This is a genomic window from Micromonospora haikouensis (genome assembly GCF_000876225.1).
Taxonomy (GTDB): domain Bacteria; phylum Actinomycetota; class Actinomycetes; order Mycobacteriales; family Micromonosporaceae; genus Micromonospora; species Micromonospora haikouensis.
In genome coordinates this window covers 1,250,672-1,270,809 of the sequence record NZ_JXSX01000001.1, presented here as the reverse complement: position 1 = coordinate 1,270,809, position 20,138 = coordinate 1,250,672, and the positions used below count along the sequence as shown (strand labels likewise).

General features: G+C 75.7%; 12 protein-coding genes. 6 read left to right on the top strand and 6 right to left on the bottom strand.

Annotated elements, in window-relative coordinates; genetic code table 11:
* The first annotated feature begins 2 nt into the window (after nt 1-2).
* On the top strand, nt 3-1,019 hold the full coding sequence (locus tag TK50_RS05765) for a hypothetical protein (protein WP_229406800.1): 1,017 nt from the start codon (nt 3-5) through the stop codon (nt 1,017-1,019).
* A gap of 34 nt (nt 1,020-1,053) precedes the next feature.
* On the opposite strand, the gene rsmI is transcribed toward TK50_RS05765, so the two are convergent.
* Nucleotides 1,054-1,893: a 16S rRNA (cytidine(1402)-2'-O)-methyltransferase gene (gene rsmI / locus TK50_RS05760; protein ID WP_043961787.1), complete on the bottom strand. Its 840-nt coding sequence runs from the start codon at nt 1,891-1,893 to the stop codon at nt 1,054-1,056.
* 92 nt (nt 1,894-1,985) lie between these two features.
* On the opposite strand from rsmI, the gene TK50_RS05755 reads away from it, so the two are divergent.
* The 5 genes from TK50_RS05755 (at nt 1,986) to TK50_RS05735 (ending at nt 8,165) form a co-directional block, all read left to right on the top strand.
* Nucleotides 1,986-3,719, top strand: coding sequence for a dolichyl-phosphate-mannose--protein mannosyltransferase (locus TK50_RS05755; protein ID WP_043961786.1), 1,734 nt, complete (start codon nt 1,986-1,988; stop codon nt 3,717-3,719).
* Between the two features lie 365 nt (nt 3,720-4,084).
* Nucleotides 4,085-5,419 (top strand): VWA domain-containing protein, encoded by a 1,335-nt coding sequence (locus TK50_RS05750; RefSeq protein WP_043961785.1) that lies wholly within the window; start codon nt 4,085-4,087, stop codon nt 5,417-5,419.
* A gap of 2 nt (nt 5,420-5,421) precedes the next feature.
* Nucleotides 5,422-6,207 carry a hypothetical protein gene (locus TK50_RS05745; RefSeq protein ID WP_043961783.1) on the top strand — a complete coding sequence of 262 codons (786 nt, stop codon included), beginning with the start codon at nt 5,422-5,424 and terminating at the stop codon, nt 6,205-6,207.
* A 155-nt stretch (nt 6,208-6,362) separates the two neighbouring features.
* The gene (locus TK50_RS05740; RefSeq protein ID WP_043961782.1) at nt 6,363-7,019 is read left to right on the top strand and encodes a 4'-phosphopantetheinyl transferase family protein; all 657 of its coding nucleotides are present in this window, start codon (nt 6,363-6,365) and stop codon (nt 7,017-7,019) included.
* Between the two features lie 81 nt (nt 7,020-7,100).
* Nucleotides 7,101-8,165 (top strand): DUF4352 domain-containing protein, encoded by a 1,065-nt coding sequence (locus tag TK50_RS05735; protein ID WP_043961781.1) that lies wholly within the window; start codon nt 7,101-7,103, stop codon nt 8,163-8,165.
* A gap of 87 nt (nt 8,166-8,252) precedes the next feature.
* On the opposite strand, the gene TK50_RS05730 is transcribed toward TK50_RS05735, so the two are convergent.
* The 5 genes from TK50_RS05730 to TK50_RS05710 are packed head-to-tail and all read right to left on the bottom strand — an operon-like array spanning nt 8,253 to nt 19,837.
* Nucleotides 8,253-8,753 (bottom strand): nuclear transport factor 2 family protein, encoded by a 501-nt coding sequence (locus TK50_RS05730; protein WP_063838550.1) that lies wholly within the window; start codon nt 8,751-8,753, stop codon nt 8,253-8,255.
* Between the two features lie 5 nt (nt 8,754-8,758).
* The gene (locus tag TK50_RS05725; protein WP_043961780.1) at nt 8,759-9,691 is read right to left on the bottom strand and encodes an SDR family oxidoreductase; all 933 of its coding nucleotides are present in this window, start codon (nt 9,689-9,691) and stop codon (nt 8,759-8,761) included.
* Nucleotides 9,688-11,202 (bottom strand): phthiocerol/phthiodiolone dimycocerosyl transferase family protein, encoded by a 1,515-nt coding sequence (locus TK50_RS05720; protein WP_052503634.1) that lies wholly within the window; start codon nt 11,200-11,202, stop codon nt 9,688-9,690. The genes TK50_RS05725 and TK50_RS05720 overlap by 4 nt, the downstream gene beginning before the upstream one ends.
* Nucleotides 11,199-12,458, bottom strand: coding sequence for an FAD-dependent monooxygenase (locus tag TK50_RS05715; RefSeq protein ID WP_082106195.1), 1,260 nt, complete (start codon nt 12,456-12,458; stop codon nt 11,199-11,201). The genes TK50_RS05720 and TK50_RS05715 overlap by 4 nt, the downstream gene beginning before the upstream one ends.
* A complete protein-coding gene (locus tag TK50_RS05710; protein WP_043961779.1) occupies nt 12,455-19,837 on the bottom strand; it encodes an amino acid adenylation domain-containing protein in 7,383 nt (2,460 codons plus the stop codon). The genes TK50_RS05715 and TK50_RS05710 overlap by 4 nt, the downstream gene beginning before the upstream one ends.
* Nucleotides 19,838-20,138: the final 301 nt, after the last annotated feature.

Below are 20,138 nucleotides of genomic sequence, written 5' to 3'. Positions count from 1 at the left end.
CCGTGACTGGCAGACGAGCCGCCCAGGGGCACGAGGAGCCGCCCGGCGGATCGGCGCCCGCGCCGCCCGCGCAGGCGGCCCGGCCCGCCCAGGCGGGCCCGACCACGCAGCCCGGCCCGCCCGCCCAGGCGGGCCCGCCCACCCAGCCCGGCCCCACTGCACAGCCCGGCCCATCCGCGCTGCCCGGCCCGACCACCCAGCCCGGCCCGACCACGCTGCCCGGGCAGGCGGTCGGCCCCGACCAGCCGGTGGAGGTGGAGCCGACCACCGGTGCCCCGGTCGACGCGGTGCCGCGCCGGGTTCCGGTCCGGCAGCCCGGCGGCCGGCTTCGCCGGGCCCCGGCCCCCGACGAGGACGCGCAGGGCGACGACGACGGGCTGTTTTGGGCCCCGATCGAACAGGTGCACTGGGACGGCACCCCCCTGCGCGAGGAACACGGCCGCCGCCGCTGGTGGTGGCGGCGCGCCGCCGACGCGGACCCCCGGGGCGGCACCCGCCGGCGGCGCGCCGCCGACCGGCCCGCCCACCCGCCGGACCCCTGGCAGGGCCTCTCCGCCCTGCTGGCGCTCAGCCTGCTCGCCGCCTTCTTCGCCTGGGTGAGCGTCGGCCCGTTCTGGCTCGCCCTCGGGCACGCCACCACCGGCACCGTCGTGATCGGCGAGTGCACGGGCGCCGGATTGACGCAGCGCTGCCGGGGGGTCTTCACCGCCGAGGGCGAGCGGTTCATCGCCTTCGGGGTACGCGTCAGCGGGGTGCCCGCCGAACGCACCGCCACCGGCTCCACCCTGACCGCCCGGATGACCGGCCCGTCGGGCGACACCGCGTACGCCGACACCGGCGCCGGTCGGCACCTGCGCTGGCTGCTCGGGCTGCTGCTGGTGCTGGCCTGCGGCGCGGGGATCGCCCGGTACACCGGTGCGGCCCGGCTGGCCGACCGGCGGGCCCGCCGCTGGGCGGTGACGGTCGCGGTGGCCGGCCCGCTCGTGATCAGCGCCGGCTTCCTCGCCGCAGCCTGGTAGGCGCGCCCGCCCCGGCCCCCGCCGACCGGTCACCTCAGGCGTGGACGGTGGTGTAGACGTCGCGGCGGCGCAGGCCGTACTCGGTGGCGACCTCGGTGATCGCGTCGCGCCGGGACAGGCCGGCGGCCTCCCGCTCGGCGACGGCCGCGCGCAGGGTCTCGTCGTCGGGGCGCTGCGCGGCGGCCGGCGGCGCGCCGGCCACCACGAGGGTGATCTCGCCGCGCGGCTCGTGCTCGGCGGCCCAGGCGGCCAGCTCGCCGAGGGGGCGGCGGACCACCTCCTCGTACGTCTTGGTCAGCTCGCGGCAGAGCGCGGCCGGGCGGTCGGCGCCGAACCCGGCGGCCAGGTCGGCGAGCGCGCCCGCGATGCGGTGCGGGGCCTCGAAGAGGACCAGGGTGCGTTCCTCGGCGGCCAGGGCGCGCACCCGGGACCGCCGCGCGCCGGGGGTGCGGGGCAGGAAGCCCTCGAAGCAGAACCGGTCGCTGGGCAGGCCGGACAGGGCCAGGGCGGTGGTGACGGCGCTGGGCCCGGGTGCGGCGGTCACCGGGACCCCGGCGTCGAGAGCCCCCCGGACCAGCCGGTAGCCGGGGTCGGAGACGCTGGGCATGCCGCCGTCGGTGACCAGGGCGACGACGTATCCCTCGCGGAGGATCTCGACGAGTTCGGGAGTGCGCCGCTCCTCGTTGCCCTCGAAGTAGGAGACGATCCGGCCGCCGACGGTGACGTCGAGGTCGCGGGCCAGCCGGGTGAGCCGCCGGGTGTCCTCGGCGGCGACCACGTCGGCGGCGGCGAGCACCTCGCGGAGCCGGCCGGACGCGTCGGCCGGGTTGCCGAGCGGCGCGCCGAGGAGGATCAGGCGTCCGAATTCGGACATTTCACCCAAGAGAAGCGCTCCTTCATCGACAGTTGTACCGATATCGGGGACGACGGACGCCACCGGGCACCTCCGCAGCCTACGATCGCTGCGTGACGAGTGCGTCGACAGCGCAGAGCGCGAGCGCGGGCCAGGCGGGACCGGAGCAGGCCGGGTCCGCCGGCGACGCGACCGAGGAGTCCGGGCCTCCCCCCACCCCCGACGCCGGCGGCGGGGGCGTTTCCGCGATCGTTCGGCGGCGGCTCGCCACCGTCGACGCCCGGCTGGACGTCAACTCGTGGATCGCCACCGCCGTGGTGGTGGCGATCGCCGCGATCCTGCGCCTGGTCGGCCTCAGCTACCCCAAGGGCAAGATCTTCGACGAGATCTACTACGCCCGCGACGGCTGGGGGCTCGTCGACAAGGGCGTCGAGTGGAACTACAAGGACAACGGCCCGTCGTACGTGGTGCACCCGCCGCTGGGCAAGTGGCTGATCGGCCTCGGCGAGTGGGCGTTCGGCTACTCCGACGCCGAGCACAACATCTCCGTGCCCGGGCACCTGATGACGACCGCACCGGAGTTCGGCTGGCGGTTCGGCGCGGCGCTGGCCGGCATCGTCTCGGTGCTGCTGCTGGTGCGCATCGGCCGCCGGCTGTTCCGCTCCACCACGCTCGGCTGCGCCGCCGGCCTGCTGCTCGCCCTCGACGGCTTCCACCTGGTGCTGTCCCGCACCGCCCTGCTCGACATCTTCCTGCTGCTGTTCGTGCTGGCCGCGTTCGGCGCGCTGGTCCTCGACCGGGACGCCCGGCGTCGCCGGTGGAGCCGGGCGCTGGACGCCGGCCTCGACCCCACCGCGCCCGGCCGCGCCGGCCGGCCCGCCGGCGGCTGGCGGAACTGGCCGTGGTGGCGGCTGGCCGCCGGGGTGCTGCTCGGCCTCGCCTGCGCGGTCAAGTGGAGCGCCCTCTACTTCCTGCCGGCCTTCGCGCTGCTGGCCCTGCTGTGGGAGGTCGGCGTCCGCCGCTCCGCGGGGGTGCGCCGGCCGTGGCGCGACGCGCTGCTCGACGAACTGCCCTGGCTGGTGCTGGCCGGCGTCCTCATGGTCGTCGCCTACGTGGCGACCTGGTCGGGCTGGCTGCTGACCGACGACGGCTACTACCGCCTCGCCGCCAGGTACCCGAACGTGCCGGGCCTGAGCGACACCCCGATCATCGGGGCGCTGAACAACCTGTGGGAATACCACAAGGCGGCGTACGGCTTCCACAAGCAGCTCGACGACCCGCACAAGTACCAGTCCTGGCCCTGGCAGTGGCTGCTGCTGGGCCGGCCGGTGGCGTTCCACTGGTCGGGCGAGGGTGCCTGCGGCGCGCCGAGCTGCGCCTCGGAGATCCTGTTGCTGGGCACGCCGCTGCTGTGGTGGTCGTTCCTGCCCGCCCTGTTCGGGGCGGCCTGGATCGGCCTCGCGCGGCGGGACTGGCGGGCTGGGGCGATCCTGCTCTGCGTGGCCGCCGGGCTGCTGCCCTGGTTCTGGTTCGCCCTCGACGGCCGGACGATGTTCTCCTTCTACACCGCGCCGGCCCTGCCGTTCCTGGTCCTCGCGGTCGTCTACGTGCTGGGCGCGATCGTCACGCCGGCCACCGACGGGGCGCGGGCGCCGGCCGCCAAGGGGGCCTCCGCCGACGGCGAGGACGAGGTGGCGGAACGCCGGCTGGTGGGTGGCGTCATCGTGGGCGCGTACGTGCTGCTGGTGGCGCTCTGCTTCGCGTACTTCTATCCGATCTTCGTGGGCAAGGTGCTGCCGTACGCGGAGTGGTCGGCCCGGATGTGGTTGGACGGCCGCTGGATCTGACGCGCCGGCCGTCGGATATCGGACAACCGGGCCCCGGGGCGGGCCCGGTTGCCGGGCCACCGGGGCGGGAAACGGCTCCTGGGCACAAAGACGCGCGCCCCGATCGCCTGCCACGGGGGAAGCGGGCGATTGGGGCGCGCAATAGGAGCTTAACCACCCGGCACCACCGGCACAACGGGTGGACTCGGGTCAGATTTCCGACGGAGCAACACCAGCCTAATGGTTTACATGCGGCAGCTAACCGTCAGTCATCCAGCGGGGACCTTACGGAGCTTTCCGGCCGCGCCGAGGGTCCGGCCCACCCCGCCGCCGGGCGCCTGAGGGCCGCCTGAGCCTCCAAAGTGGATCTCACTACACTCGCCCCGGTGATCAACAAGAGACGATGGACAACCGTCTTCCGCGGACTGCTGGCGGCAACCGTCCTGGTCGGTCCGGCGGTCGCGCTGGGTGGTCCCGCACCCGCGCGGGCGGACGAGGAGAACCCCGCCGCCGAGCCGCCCCGGGTCGAGCTGGTGCTCGACGTCAGCGGCTCGATGCGGGCCCGGGACATCGACGGTCGCAGCCGGATCTCGGTGGCGCAGCAGGCATTCAACGAGGTCGTGGACGCGCTGCCCGAGGAGACCCAGCTCGGCATCCGGGTGCTCGGGGCCACCTACAAGGGCAAGGACAAGAAGGTGGGGTGCCAGGACACCCAGCAGATCGTGCCGGTCGGCCGGGTGGACCGGGCCCAGGCCAAGGCGGCCGTGGCCACCCTCCGGCCCACCGGGTTCACCCCGGTCGGGCTGGCGCTGCGCTCGGCCGCCGCCGACCTCGGCACGGGCGCCACCGCCCGCCGGATCGTGCTGATCACCGACGGCGAGGACACCTGCGCCCCGCCGGACCCGTGCGAGGTGGCCCGCGAGCTGGCCGCCCAGGGCACCAAGCTGGTGGTGGACACCCTCGGACTCGCCCCCGACGAGAAGGTGCGCAGGCAGCTGCTCTGCATCGCCGGCGCCACCGGTGGGACGTACACGGCCGCGCAGAGCGCCGAGGAGCTGACCGGCCGGATCAAGCAGTTGGTGGACCGGGCCCGGGACACCTACACCGCCGCACCGACCGTGGTGGGCGGCTCCGCCCGGTGCCCGGACGCGCCGCTGCTCGCCCCCGGCGTCTACACCGACCGGGAACAGTTCTCCGAGCACCGCTGGTACCGGGTGCCGGTGCGCCCGGGTCAGGAGCTGCGGGCCTCGGTGAGCATCGCGCTGGACCGCCCGGTCAACCCCGACCACGCGGTGCTGCTGCGGGCGACCGCCCCCGACGGCCGGGAGCTGGTCCGGGGCGTGGACGCCGGCAGCGGCCGCACCGACGTGGTCTCCGCCGGCCTGCGCTGGTCGGCCGCCGCCGACGACGACGCGGACGCCGACGACGGGGACGGGGACGGGGAGACGCCGAGCCCGGCGGCCGGCGACACGGCGGCCGCCCCGACCACCGTCTGCCTGGTGGTCAGCAACGCGTTCGCGCCGCGCACCGGCACCCGGGCCAGCCCCGGGATGCCGATCGAGCTGACCGTCGACGTGGTCGCCTCGTCGCCGGACCCCGGCGGGCCGGACCTGGGCCGGGGCTGGGTGCTGTTGCTGCTGCTGACCCTGGCCGGCCTGGTCACCGGGCTCGTCGCCGGGCTGCTCACCCGCTGGTGGGTCGCCACCTGGAGGGAGAACTGACGATGCGTACCCCGTTGATCCGGTCCTCGGCGGCGCTGGTCGCCGCCGCCGCGCTGACGCTCCCGGCCGCCCCCGCGCTGGCCGCGCCCACCCCCTCGCCCGGTGCCGCGACGGTCACCAAGGCCGGCACCTCGTTCCTCACCGCCACGCCGATCACCGCCGGCCAGCCGGTCCGGGTCGGCGCGTCAGGCGGCGACTACCTCTACTGGTCGTTCTCGGCCAGCGCCGGGCAGGTCCACGAGATCGCGGCGACGGTCACCTTCCCGAAGGGCCGCACCGGCGACTCCACCTGGACGGTCGAGGTCTTCGACGGCCTGCGCCGCCGGCAGGCGTGCACGGCGGGGGCGCAGACCCCGACCGCCGGGGCGTCGGCGACCAGCGTGGCGCTGGGCTGCACCCTGCGCCGGGTCCGGTCGTGGGCCGAGCCGTGGTCGGCCGACCCGCTGCCCGGCACGTACTACGTGCGGCTCTCCGTCGTGGAGCTGCCGGAGCCGGACCTCGGCCTGCCGGTCGACGTGGACCTGCTGGTCGCCGAGGTCGGCGACGGCGACGCCCCCGGCGACGACGGGGAGCTGAAGGCCCCGCTGGTGCCCAACACGAAGGCCGGGACCGTGCTGACCGGTGACCCGGCGGCGGCCCCGGCCGACGAGGAGGACGACGGGAGCCTCCTCGCCGGGTGGCTGCCGGACCTGTCGTCGCGGTGGGTCTGGACCACGGTCGGCGGGGTGCTCGCGGCGGTGGCCGGCGTCGTCGGCTTCGCGCTGACCCGCCGTCCCCGCCGGCCCTGACCCCCGCCGGCCCGGCCCTGCCGTGGACCGTGGGATCGGCGCGTGCCGACCGCCGATCCCACGGTCCGCCGGCGCGGGGACGGGTGCGGTACGTTCGACGGCGATGAGCGGCGTGCGGGGCGGTCGGGGCCGCGACGGGGGCGGCGGGGGCCGGGATGCGTGACCTGCTGCCGCCCGAGGTCGCGGTGGCCGTCGCCGGTGGGGACGACTGGGACGGCCAGCTGCTGCCCGCCGAGCGGGCCTGCCTGGGCGAGCGGGCGGTCGAGCGCCGCCGGCGCGACTTCACCGCCGGGCGGGTCTGCGCCCGGCGGGCGCTCGCCCGGCTCGGCGTGCCGGCCGTCGCCGTACCCGCCGCGCCCGACCGTTCCCCGGTCTGGCCGCCCGGGGTGGTCGGCACCATCACCCACACGCCGGGCTACTGCGCCGCCGCCGCGGCCCGCGCCGACGAGATCCGGTCGGTCGGCATGGACGCCGAACGGCACCGGGAGCTCAACCCGGGGGTACGCCGGCTGGTCGGCCTGCCCGAGGAATGGGACGACTGCGCCCGGCTCCCCGACACCGCACCCTGGCCCGTCGTGCTGTTCAGCGCCAAGGAGACCGTCTACAAGGTGTGGCACCCGGTCGTCGGCACGTGGCTGGACTTCCACGACGCCCGCGTCGAGCTGGACCCGGACTCCGGCCTGTTCACGGCCCGGATCTCCCCCGCCAGGCTGGACGCGGCCCCGGTGCCCGACCCGCCCGCGACGGTCACCGGGCGGTTCGCGGTCGACGCCGACGTGGTCCGTACCGCCGCCATCCTGTTACCCCGCTGAGACGGTCGGGGTGATCCGCGACTTGGCCAGGGGCGATACCGTCAGGGCGTTCGAGATCGCGATGAGGTGCCGAGGAGTACGGTGAGCCACCCCCAGGACCCTTACGGGCCGCCGCAAGACCCCTACCAGCCGAACCAGGATCCGGCGACGGCACCCATGCCCTCGTGGCCGGCCGATCCGACCGCACCGCCGCCCCTGCCGCCGACCACCCCGCAGCCCCCGGTCTCGGGCGCGGGGTACCCGCCGCCGCCGGTCTCGGGTGCGCCCTATCCGCCGCCGCCGGTGTCCGGCGCGCCGTACCAGCCGACCTCGGGCTCCCCGTACCAGCCCACGTCGGGTTCGCCGTACCAGCCGGGTGGGTTCACGCCGCCGCCCGCCCCCGACCCGACGTACCAGCCGGGCGTGGAGGCGGCCTACCCGCCGCCGCCCGGTCCGGCCTACCCGCCGCCCCCGGGTGGGTCGTACCCGCCCGGCCCGGGCTACGCGCCCGGCCAGGGTTACCCGCTCGGCCCGCCGATGGGGGCCAAGAAGAGCAGCAAGAAGCCGATCGTCATCATCGTGGTCGTCGTGGTGGTGCTCGCGCTGCTCTGCTGCGTCGGCGGCATCGTGGCGCTGGTCACCGGGGCCAACGAGGCGGCGAAGGAGGCCGAGCGGCAGTTCCCGGACCTGCCCCGGGTCACCACCGCTCCGAGCGGCCTGCCGAGCGCCGGCCCGACCTCCTCGTCGTCGTCCGCCCCGGCCGACGGGGAGACCTTCAACATGAAGGCCGGCGACACCCTGGTCATCAACGACGAGGACGGCACCCTGGAGATCACGGTGCTGCGGTTCCGCACCTCGACGAAGGGCTGCAAGTCGTACTCGCCCGACCCCGACAAGGGGCTCTACCTGATCGCGGACGTCACCGCGACGGTGAAGAAGGGCAACATGTCGATCAACCCGTTCTACTTCCAGTGGGTGGCCGAGGACGGCACCACCGCGAACGGGATCGCCGGCGCGCTGGCCGGCTGCGGCGACCTGCTCGACTCCGGGGTCAACCTGCGGGAGGGCAGCAAGCGCACCGGCAGCGTCACCTTCGACGTGACCAACAAGAACGGCGCGCTGGAATACCGGCACAAGCTGGAGACCGCCGGCTCCTGGAAGCCGTAGGCGCACCACCTCGCGTACGTGGGGGCCGGCCCGCCGCCGCGGGCCGGCCCCCCGTCCGTCCCCACCCAGTGGGTGGCGGGACCACGGTCACCCCCGACCGGGGCCCGGCCCTTTCGGGCGGCGGCGTGCGGCGGGCCGCAGCAGGTCGACCAGGCCACGCCAGGCGTGCCCGATCGTCAGCCCGGCCCGGATGGTCGCCAGGGGGTTCCAGAAGTCCCGGAAGTGGACGATCCGCCCGTCCCGGAACCGCACCACCGAGATGTAGACCTGGTGGAACGGCCGGCCGGTGACGACGCCCCGGCCGGCACCGACGAACTCGGCGATCACCAGCTCCGGGTCGGTGGTCTCGTGGAAGGTCAGGCCGGAGAAGCGCACGTCGAACTGCTTCGGGAAGTCCTTCATGTGCTCGTACAGCTCGCGGTGGCCGGTGAACCGCGCGGGGATGCCCGGCAGGGGGTAGGGGAACTCCAGCACCCCCTCGGGGTCGAACAGCTCCACCCACTCCGTGATCCGCCCCTCGGAGATCAACTCCAGGTTGCGGGCGAACAGGGCCTGGGCCTGGGTCCGGGCCTGCTGGTCGGCGTCCATGCTGGTCAGTCCTCACTGCTGGTCGGGGCGAGGGGCGGGACCGCACCGCCCGGCGCGGGGCGGGACCGCACGAGCGGGGCGAAGTTGCGGTCGAGCAGGGCGTCGGGCAGCAGGCGCGCGGCCAGGCTGCCCAACCGCACGTCTGCGCCGACCGGGTACCGGGTCCTCGGCCGCGCGGCGGTCAGCGCCCGGGCGACCGCCCGCGCGAAGTCCGCCGGGGTGGTCCCGCTGCGCCGGGCCTGCGCGGCCAGCCGGGCGAGGAAGCGACCGAACGGCTCCGCGTACAGGTCGCCGGCCCGCCCCGCCGCCCGCGCCATCGTCTCCGTCCCGGCGTCGACGACCTTGTCCCAGATCGGCGTCTGGATCGCCCCCGGCTGGACCACCGACACCGCGATCCCGAACGGCCGCAGCTCGCGCCGCAGGCTGTCGCTGACCGCCTCCTTGGCGAACTGGGCCGCCGCGTACGCGCCCAGGTAGGGCAGGGCGACCCGGCCCAGGCCGGAGGTGACGTTCACGATCCGGCCCCGGCCGGTGCGCAGCAGCGGGAGGAAGCCCTGGATCACGGCGACCTGGCCGACCACGTTGGTGTCGAGCTGCCGCCGCAGCTGCTCCGGCGGTACGCACTCCAGGGGGCCGGGCAGGCTGATGCCGGCGTTGTTGACCAGCCCCCAGAGGCCACCGGCGCCGACCTGCCGGGCCACCTCGTCGGTCGCCCCCCGGATCTGGTCGGCCCGGGTGACGTCGAGGCGGAGCGGGGTGAGCCGCCCGGCCGTGGCGGCGGCCAGGTCGTCGGCGGCGGCCCGGTCACGCACCCCGGCGAAGACCCGGAAACCGACCCGCTCCAGGTGGAGCGCGGCCTCCCGGCCGAGCCCCGACGAGGCGCCCGTGACCACCACCGCCCGGCCCCGCGCGTCGATCCGCCGTCCGGCCCCGATCATGTTCCCGCCCCTCTGTCGGTTCCGGCCGGCACCGCCGCGGCCCCGGCCACCGTCTCCTCGGTCCCGGCCGCCGACTCGCCGATCTCAGCCAGCACCGCGTCGACGCAGGCGGCGACGAGGCGGGCCGCCCTGGCGTCCGGGACCGCCTCCGGCACGTGGACGAAGTTCCAGGCCAGCTCCCCGTGGCTGGTGTTCGCCGTGGCGACGAAGTAGCCGCAGACGGAGAGCCCGGCGACGAACTGCGCCCCGCCGAGCCGCCAGGCCCCGATCCGGTCCGGGAAGTCGTACCGGCCGAGGTTGGACAGGCAGAGGTTCACCGGCCCGGTCCGCTCGGTCAGCTCCACGAACCGGCCGCTGGCCGCGACCGACGGCGGGCAGGAGAGGCGGACGAGGTCGACCATGGCGAAGTGGCTGCCCCGGCGGCGACGGCCCGCGAGGTCGCCGCTGATCGACCGGGCGACCTGCCACAGCGACACGCCCGGCCGGTAGGGCACGAACGAGGGGACGGTGGCGACGTACGCGCCGACGGCCCGCTCGGGCACGGGGGGCGTCAACGCGGCCCGGAAGTCCACCGGGGAGCCGATCGCCACGTGCCCCGGGGCGGGCGGGGGTGTCTCGGCGGCGACCGCGAGGACCATGGCGGCGGCGAGCGCACCGTGCACCGTGGTCCGTTCCCGGCGGCACGCCCGGGCCAGCGCGGCGACCTGCTCGGCGGTGAGCGTGCGGTGCAGCAGCCGGCTCCGGCGCTCGGTGAACGGCACGAACCGGCTCGGCGTCACCCGGGTCGGCCGGTGCCGGCGCACCGCGTACAGGTCCCGCAGCAGTTGCCCGCCGAGGCGCAGCGCGCCGGTGACGCCCCGGTACCGGCGGGGGAACATCCGCTCGGCCGGTGGCAGGGCCGGCTCGGCGCTGACCGGGGTTCGGCCGTCCGGGCCGGGCGGGCCCTGGGCGGCCAGCCGATCGGCGTGCTCGATCCACTGGCGCAGCAGCGACAGGGCGGTCGTGCCGTCGGCCACGCAGTGCGGCAGGGTCAGGATCAGGTCGTGCACGTCCCCGGGCGCAACACCCGTCGTCAGCACGACGGCCCGGCAGAGCGGGCCGGCCCGCCAGTCGACCCGGTCGGCCAGCTCCCGCTCGTTGACCTCGCGCAGCCAGCCTGCGTCGGGGTCGGCGGAGGCGGCGTGGGCGGCGGGATCGGCGGGCACGCCGGGGGCGGCGGGCAGCCCGGCGTCGGCGGCACCGTCGGGGCCGGGCGCGGCCCGCCGCAGCGGGATCGGCCGGTCCGTCGGCACGAACCGGGGTCGCCGGCCGTCCGGCCGGGTCGCGATGGCCACCCGCAGCAGCGGATGGCGGGCCTGGAGTTCGTCCAGCGCCGCCCGCAGCAGCTCCGGCGGCAGCTGCCCGCTCACCCGGACCCGGGCGATGACGTTGAGCGGGGAGACCTGGTCGGCGATCCAGTACCAGCGCTCCAGCGGGCTGAGCGCCCGGTGGGCCCCACGCGCGGGGCTCACCGCCCGGCCGCCGGCAGGGCGTCGGGGAAGGTCAGGTCCGCCAGGTTGCGGCGGTCGACCAGACGCGTGGGCAGCCACCGCAGGTACGCGCGGCGGGCCAGGTCCCCGGCGGGGCTGGCGAGCTGCTCGATCCGGCTCAGCGAGTGCGCCTGGCGGATCATCCGCCGGGTGCGGTCGCGGCGGGCCGCCTCGTAGCGGCGCAACGCGCCCGGCAGGTCGGTGGCCCCGGCCAGGCACCGGGCCAGCACCACCGCGTCCTCGACCGCCATCGCCGCGCCCTGCCCGAGGCTCGGCAGCATCGGGTGCGCCGCGTCGCCGAGCAGGGTGACCGCGCCGTCGCCCCAGCGCCGCAGGGCGGGGCGGTCCCGGGCGGGGACGCTGATGACCGCCGCGTCGGCGGTGGCGGCCACGGTGGCGACCACCTCGTCGGCCCAGCCCGCGTACGCGTGGAGGATCTCGTCCCGGCCGCCGCGCCAGTCGCGGGCCGCCTCCGGCGGCATGTTGCGGGTGCCCCACCAGTAGACGTGGTCGCCGCCGAGGTGCACCAACCCGAACCGCTGGCCCCGCCCCCAGTAGTGGGCGGCGTACCCCTCGCGGACCAGGTGGTGCCGGTACGCGACGGTCGCCAGCCAGCACACGTACCCGGGTTCCCGGGGCCGCTCGGGGCCGACGAGCTGCCGGCGTACCGCCGATCCGAAGCCGTCCGCGCCGATCAGCAGGTCGCCGTCGGCGCTGGTGCCGTCGGCGAACTCGACCCGGATGCCACCGTGGTGGCGGTGGAACCGGCGGGCGGCGGACCCGAGCCGGATCGGCGGGTCCCCGGCCTCGGCGAGCAGGGCCCGGTGCAGTTCGCCGCGGTGGATGGCGACGTTCTGCGCACCGACCCGGTCGCCGAGGTGCGCGAACCGGACGGTCCTGATCGGCCGCCCGGTGGCGGTGCGGAAGTGCAGCTCGGGGTAGACCTGGCCGCGCCGCTCGACGTCGAGGTCGATGCCGAGGCAGCGCAGCGCGACGCGCGCGTTGGCGGTGAGGGAGAGCGCCGAGCCGGCCGCCCGGAGCTCCGACGCCTGCTCGTGGATCTCCACGTCGACCCCGACGCGGCGCAGCGCGCCGGCCGCCGCGAGGCCGCCGATGCCCGCGCCGACGATGATGGCCTTCGGCCGACGGCGGCCCGAACCGGCGGCGCGGCCCGAACCGATGGCCTGCACCGAGCCGGCGGCGCGGGCCGGGCCGCCGGAGCCGGCGGGGGCGATCATCGCGCGTCCCCGACCGGCCGGCGGGCCGGGGTGTCCCCCGCCAGCAGCCCGGTGATCCGCCGCCCCACCTCGGCCACGTACGGCTCGTCCATGAGCACCAGGTGGTCGCCGGGTACGTCGATCACGTCGACCCGGCCGGTGGTCAGCTCGCCCCAGCCGTTGCGCGGGTCGAGGTGCAGGGTGCCGGCGAGGTCGTGCATCGGCTTCAGCACGGCGGGCAGCGGGTCGGCGGCCCGCAGCAGGGTGAGGTCCTGGTCGACGACCTCGGGCCGGTAGGAGATGATCGCCTCCCAGTTGGCCCGGAAGACCGCGAAGAGGCGGCGCACCGAGCCGCGCGGGCTGCCCGGGCGCAGCACCCCGCTCTCGCCGGCCCGGCCCGCGATGAAGCCGAGCTTCGCCTCGGGTGTGGTCAGCTCGGCCGGCACGCCGCGCGTCGGCACCCCGTCGTGGCCGAGCCGCATCAGCTCCCAGAAGAACCAGTCGAGCAGGACGTCGTCGGCGACCGGCACCGGGTCGCCGGACCGGCGGGCGATCGGGTCGAGCAGGATCAGCCGGTCGACCCCGGCCCCGCTCTCGCGGAGCTGCCGCGCCATCTCGAAGGCCACCACCCCGCCGAACGACCAGCCGCCGATGGCGTACGGGCCGTCGGGCTGGACCCGGCGGATCGCGTCGAGGTAGGCGCGGGCCAGCTCGGGCACGGTACGCAGCGGCTCGGTGCCCGCGTCCACCCCGGCGGCCTGCAACGCGTACAGGGGCTGGTCGGGGCTGAGGTGGCGGGCCAGCGGGACGTAGCAGAGCACGTTACCGCCGAGCGGGTGCACCAGGAACAGCGGCGGCCGGTCGCCCCGGGCGCGGATCGGCACCAGCGGGTCGAACGTGAGGTCCGCCCCGCCGGAGCGCAGCAGCGCCGCGACGCCCGCCACGGTCGGCGTGGCGACGAACGCCGAGACGGGCACGGCCACCCCGAACCGCTTCTCCAGCATCACCACCAGCCGCATCGCGGTCAGCGAGGTGCCGCCCAGCTCGAACAGGTTGTCGTGCGCGCCGACGGCCGGCAGGTGCAGCAGGTCGGCGGCGATGTCGGCGACGACGCGCTCGTACCGGTCGCGGGGGGCGACGCGGGGCGCCTCGGCCAGCTCCAGCGGCAGCTCCCGCAGGGCGCGGTCGTTGCGCTTGCCGCTGGGGGTCAGCGGCATCGCCGGCAGCCACTGCCAGCGCGCCGGCACCAGGTGCTCGGGGAGGGTGGCGCGCAGCCGGCCGCGTACGTCGGCCAGGTCGACCGCGTCCGGGTCGCCGACGAGGAACACGGCGAGGTAGGAGTCGACGCCCTCCCGGCGGCGGGCGACGACGGCGGCCTCGCGGATGCCCGGGTACTCCGCGGCCAGCTCCATGACCGCCATCTCCACCTCCAGGGGTTCCACCCGGAAGCCACGGATCTTGGTCTGGGTGTCGGTGCGGGCCACCCAGATCAGGTCCCCGTTGGGCAGGTAGCGGGCCAGGTCGCCGGTGCGGTAGAGCCGGCTGCCGGGCGGGCCGAACGGGTTGGGCACGCAGCGCTCGGCGGTGAGGCCCGGCCGGCCGTGGTAGCCCCGGGTGACCTGGATCCCGCCGTAGTACAGCTCGCCGGTCACCCCCGTCGGCACGGGCCGCATCCGCTCGTCCAGCAGGTGCATCTCGACCCCGTCGATGGCGGGCCCGATCGGCGGCAGGTTGGGCCACCGCGCCGGGTCGCCGGTCATCGGGTACGCGGTGACCAGGTGCGTCTCGGTCGGCCCGTACTGGTTCTCCAGGACCGCGCCGGCCGGCAGGGCGGCCAGGAAGCGCCGGATCTCGGCGGTCACCCGCAGCTGCTCGCCGGAGGAGATCACCACCCGCAGCGCGCGGGGGTGGATGCCGAGCAGCTCCGCGGCCTCGGCGAGCTGCTGCAACGCGACGTACGGCAGGAAGATCCGGGCGACGGACTCGCGGTCGAGCAGCCGCAGCAGGGCCGGCACGTCCCGCCGGAGGTCCTCGTCGATGATCCGCAGGGTGCCGCCCGCGCTGATCGTGGTGAGGATCTCCTGGAACGACACGTCGAAGCTGAGCGGGGCGTACTGCAGCGTGGTGCCGCCGGCCGCCGCGCTGGCCGCCCGGATCTGCCACGCCTGGTAGTTGTCGAGCGCGCCGTGGGTCATCGCCACGCCCTTGGGCACCCCGGTCGAGCCGGAGGTGAACAGGACGTAGAGCAGGTCGTCGGCGGTGACCCGGGGCAGCACCACGGCCTCGTCGGTGACTGCGGGCCCCGCGAGGAGGTCGGCCACGTCGAGGACGGTCGACGGGTCGCCGACCAGGCCCCGGTGCCGCCGGTGCGTCACGATCCGCGCCGGCCGGGCCTGCTCGACCATCGCGGCGATGCGCTCCGCCGGATACGTCACGTCCAGCGGGACGCAGGCGGCCCCGGCCCGCGCGATGCCGTAGATCGCGGCGATCATCTCCGGCGACCGGTCCAGGGCGATCCCGACGAGCTGGCCAGGCCGTACCCCGGCGCGCAGCAGCCCGACGGCGATCCGGTCGACCATCTCGTCGAGCCGCGCGTAGGTCCACCGCTGCGGCGGGCCGTCGGAGGCAGCCTCGGCGTCGAAGGTGATCGCGACGGCGTCCGGGGTGCGCCGGGCGTGCGCGGCGAGGCGGCGTCCCACGTCGCCGGGGGTTTCCAGGGGCGGGCCGGCGGGCCGCGGCGCGGCGGCGAGGAAGCCGAAGTCCGGCTCGCCCTGCGGGTCGGCCACGATCCGGGCGAGGATGCGCAGGTACGCGTCGATCAGCAGGTCGGTCTGCGCCGGGGTGAGGGTGCGCCCGTCGGCGTCGACGCGCAGCGACACGCGCCGGTCGACGGGGCTGACGAACACGTTCACCAGCAGGGTGAAGTTGGTCTCCTCCCAGGTGTCGAAGCCGAGCAGCTCGACCTCGGGCAGCTGGAGCAGCGGGGTCAGCACGTGCATGTGGACGTAGTTGAAGGCCGTCTCGAAGACCGGCTCGCCGCCCCGGTCGCCGACGATGGCGTGCAGCGGGTAGCGCCGGTGCGGGTGGCACTCCCGCTCCTGCCCGTGGACCTGCCGGACCAGTTCCAGCCAGGTACGCGCGCCGGGGGTGACCCGCAGCGGCACCGTGTTGAGGAAGAGCCCCGCGACGAGTTCCGCCCCGGGCCGGTCCGGCCGGCCGTGGGTGACCAGGCCGGTGGTGACGTCCGCCGCACCGGAGTACAGCCGCAGCAGCAGGCAGTGCGCCGCGAGCAGGACCGACTTCACCGGCAGCCCGTGGGCGGCGGCGAAGCCGCGTACCCGGTCCTGGAGGTCGTCGGGCAGCGGGACGTGCCGGATGATCGTCTCCTCGTCGCCGGGCGGCTCGTACTGGCGGCAGCCCTCGATCTGGGTGAGTTCCGCGCCGTCGAGCCGGGCCCGCCAGAAGTCGCGGGTGGCGACGGAGTCGACCGCGCGGCGTTCCTCGACGACGTACGCCGCCGGGGAGGGCAGCGCGGCCGCCCGGGGCGGGTCGATGTCGACGCCCACCAGGCGCAGGTAGGTCCGCAGCAGGTCACCGACGACGGTGGCCACGCTCCAGCCGTCGAGGAGCACGTGGTGGAAGCTGAACACCAGGTCGACGGCCCCGGACGGCAGCAGGTGCACCCGCATCAGGTGCAGCGGGGCGCGGTCGAACGCGTACCGGTGGCGGCGCCGCTGCCGCATGTGCGCCAGCACCTCGGCGTCGGCCGTGGCGGCGTCGAGGTCGCGCAGGTCGGCGACGTCGAGGCCGCCGGTCACCCGGGCGTGGACGACCTGGAGCGGCTCGGAGCAGCCGCCCAGGTCGAACGAGGAGCGCAGGGCCGGGTGGCGGTCGAGGAGGCGGGCGTGGGCGGCGCGGAACGCGACCTCGTCCCACGGCAGCCGCAGCGAGTAGCGGAACACATCGTGGTAGGCGGTGGCGTCCTCGCGTTCGCTGCCGTGGAACAGCAGGCCGAGCTGGAGCCGGGTCGCCGGGAAGGCGTCCTGCGCGTCGCCCAGCGCGGCCCGGTCCAGGTGCGACACCAGCCCGAACGGCTCCGGCGGGGCGTCCTGCCCACCGGCGGGCGGCGCGGCGGCGCGGGTGTGGGCGGCCAGCGCCGCCACGGTGGGCCGGGCCACCAGGTCGGCGACGGTGACGTGCAGGCCGTGCCGGGCCGCCTCGGCGCCGACCCGCAGGGCGAGGATGGAGTCGCCGCCGACGGCGAACCAGTCCTGGTGGATGCCGACGGACGGCACCCCCAGCACCCGTGCCCAGATCGCGGCGAGGGTGCGTTCCACCTCGTCGCGGGGGCCCGGCCCGGTCCCGGCGTCGGCGCGGGCGGCACCGGCGGGCGGGCCGCCGGCGATGGGCCCGACGGCGGGGTCGGGGGCGGAGTCGGTGGCGGACCCGGCGGCCGGGTCGGGCAGGGCGGCCTGGTCGAGCTTGCCGTGGGCGGTGAGCGGGATCCGGTCGAGCCGGCGGAAGAGGGCGGGGACCAGGTAGTCGGGCAGTCCGTGCAGGAGCTGGGCGCGCAGCCACGCCGGGTCGAGGTCGGCGTCGGCCCGGTAGTAGCCGACGAGGTGGGTGCCCCGGGCCGGGTCGGTGCGGGCCACCACGACCGCCTCCCGCACGCCGGGCACGGCGGCGAGGGCGTGCCGGGCCTCGCCGGGTTCGACCCGGTTGCCCCGGATCTTCACCTGGTCGTCGAGACGGCCCAGGTATTCGATGGTGCCGTCGGCCAGCCAGCGGGCGAGGTCGCCGGTGCGGTACAGCCGGCCGCCGGTCACCGGGTCGACGCCGAACCGCTGCGCGGTCAGCTCGGGCTGGCCCAGGTAGCCCCGGGCGACGCCGATCCCGGCGACACAGAGCTCGCCGGGCGCGCCGACGGGCTGCGGCTCGTCGCCGGGGCCGAGCACGTAGAGCTGGATGTTGTCGATCGGGCGGCCGATCGGCACGCGGGCGGTCCGCCCGGCCGGGTCGGGCCGGCACTCGTAGTGGGAGACGTCGACCGTCGCCTCGGTCGGCCCGTACAGGTTGACCAGCCGGGGTGCCGGCGGCCCGGCGGGCAGCAGCCGGTGGAACCGGTCGACGTGCCGGGGCGGCAGCTCCTCGCCGCTGGCGAAGACCAGCCGCAGGCCGGCGGCGTCCGCGCGGGCCGCGGGCGTGTCGGCGAGCAGGTCGAGGAAGGGCCCCAACATCGACGGTACGAAGTGGACGACGCTGACGCCCTGCCGGGCGACCGTACGTCTCAGCGCGGCCGGGTCCCGCCGCACCTCCGGCTCGGGCAGCACCAGCCGGGCCCCGGCGAGCGCCCACCAGAACAGCTCCCACACGGAGACGTCGAACGACACGGGCGTCTTCTGCACCAGCACGTCGTCGCCGGTCAGCGGGTAGCGCCGCTGCATCCAGGCGAGCCGGTTGACCACCGAGCGGTGCTCGATCAGCACCCCCTTGGGCCGGCCGGTGGAGCCCGACGTGTAGCACACGTAGGCGAGGTCGGCGCCGTCGGCGACCGGTGGCACGGGCGTCGTCGGCCAGTCGGTCATGGCCTTGAGGTGGCAGACGGCGACCCCGGGGCCGACCGGCGGAGGTGGCGTGTCGCCGGTCACCACGAGCACCCGGGCCCCGCTGTCGGTGAGCAGGTGCCGCAGCCGCGCCTGGGGATGGTCGGGCTCGATCGCGACGTACGCCCCGCCCGCCTTCAGCGTGCCCAGGATCGCGGTGAGCAGCCCCGGCCCCCGGTCGGCGAGGACCGCGACCCGGTCGCCCCGGCCGACGCCGGCGTCGTGCAGGGCGTGGGCCACCTGGTTGGCGCGGGCGTCGAGGTCGGCGTAGCTGACCGTCTCGTCGGTGCCGTCGACGACCAGCGCGGTCCGGTCCGGGGTGCGGGCGGCCCGCCGGGCGAACAGGCCGTGCACCGTCAGGTCGTCGGGCAGGTCGGCCCGGGTGTCGTTGAGCCCCCGGGTGAGCCGGTCCCGTTCGACCTTGGGCAGCATCGGGGTCTGCGCGAGCGGCCGGTCGGGTCGGTCGAGGGCGTTGCGGAGCAGCGTGACGACGTGCCGGCCCAGGGCCTCGATCGGGAAGTCCGCGTCGAACACGTCGGGGGCGTAGTCGAGGTCCACCGTCAGCGGGCCGTCGTCGAAGTCGTTGACGAGCACGGCGAGGACGTGCCCGTCGTGCAGCCGGCTGCGCACCATCGTCCGCTGCGCGACGCCGGGGACCGGCTCCGGGCGGGGCCAGCGCATCCAGGACAGGGTCACGTCGTAGAGCTGCCGCCCGCCGTCGGGCAGGGCCACGCCGCGCAGCAGCTCGCCCCGGGACAGTCCCTGGTGGGCCCAGAGCGCGCGCAGGGTCGTCTGCACCTCGGCGGCCAGGTCCGCCAGCGGTCGCGCGCCGTCGATCCGGACCGGCAGGGGCAGTTCGTTGGCGAAGTGGCCGACGGTGCGGCGTTCGACGTGGGTCCGGCGGTTGAGCAGGGGTACGCCGAGGACGACCCGGTCGGTGCGGTGGATCCGGGCGAGGTAGGTGGCGAGGACGGAGGCGACGACGGTGAACGGGGACTCGCCCCGGGCGGTGATCCGGTCGACCAGGGCCCGGTCGATGGAGAAGCTGTGCCGCCCGCTGGTGGCGGGCCGGCCGCCGGCCGGGCCGCTCGCACCGGCCGGGGCGCTGTCGCCGGCCGGGGCGCTGTCGATCGGGCTGTCGCCAGCCGGGCCGCCGGTCGCGCGGCGCGGGAACAGGGCCGGCGCGACGCCCGCCAGCGCGGCGCGGTAGTGCTCGCGGTCCCGTTCCCCGGGGGCCGGTCGCGGGCGCTCGGCTCGGGCGCGGGCCACGGCCAGGTACGACGACGACGGCGGTTCCTCGGCGCCCGCCCCGGCGCGCAGGAGGCGGGCGTAGTCCTCGCTCGCCTGCTGCAGCAGCAGCCGCCCGCCCCAGCCGTCGGTGACGAGGTGATGGGCATTGAGGTACGCGTAGGTGACCGATTCGCTCTCCACGAGCAGCGCCAGTTCGTACATTCGACTCCGGCGCAACGGAAACGGGCGGTCGAACGACCGGGCCATCCAGGAATGGCAGGCCGCGCGGGGGTCGACGTCTTCCGAGAAGTCGATGGTGGCAATTACCGGCGGTTCGTCCTCGACCCACTGATAGGGCTCACCGTCCTCTTCCTCGAAACGCAGCCGCAACGCGTCGTTCCGCAGGACGGCCCGATTCATGCAGGTACGCATCAGTTCGAGGTCAACGGGCCCGGTGAACCGCAGGTATCCCCCGACGTTGAACTGGGGCAGCTCCGGACATAGTCGACCAGCTACCCAGATGTCGGCCTGAACTGTGGTCAACGGTGCCCGGTCGACATTCTTCACTGCTCACCCCTCACGACCGCACCGCACGACCGACGCGCCGTCACATGACAATATTGATCGACTTTCGTCGCTGCCATGGCGCTGGACAGTACCGGAGTTACGACGTTTACGTCAGCGAGTTCGGCACCTTCACATCGAATTCTCATGCAAAGAAAGAGGTCGTTGCGCCGACGTCTCCGGCTAGGGTATAAGTTCTTTTCGAGATCACCTCGGCAAATCCCCCGCGCTGATAGGAATTGACGCGCGCCGTGGCCATGATGGGAATTGCACGGGCGTCCGACATGGCCGATGGCGGGAGGTT

Bases quoted from the DNA above. Each gene is read 5' to 3' on its own strand.
- rsmI (WP_043961787.1), bottom strand. From the start codon at position 1,893: ATGTCCGAATTCGGACGCCTGATCCTCCTCGGCGCGCCGCTCGGCAAC.
- TK50_RS05725 (WP_043961780.1), bottom strand. From the start codon at position 9,691: ATGATCGGGGCCGGACGGCGGATCGACGCGCGGGGCCGGGCGGTGGTG.
- TK50_RS05730 (WP_063838550.1), bottom strand. From the start codon at position 8,753: ATGGACGCCGACCAGCAGGCCCGGACCCAGGCCCAGGCCCTGTTCGCC.
- TK50_RS05715 (WP_082106195.1), bottom strand. From the start codon at position 12,458: ATGATCGCCCCCGCCGGCTCCGGCGGCCCGGCCCGCGCCGCCGGCTCG.
- TK50_RS05740 (WP_043961782.1), top strand. From the start codon at position 6,363: ATGCGTGACCTGCTGCCGCCCGAGGTCGCGGTGGCCGTCGCCGGTGGG.
- TK50_RS05745 (WP_043961783.1), top strand. From the start codon at position 5,422: ATGCGTACCCCGTTGATCCGGTCCTCGGCGGCGCTGGTCGCCGCCGCC.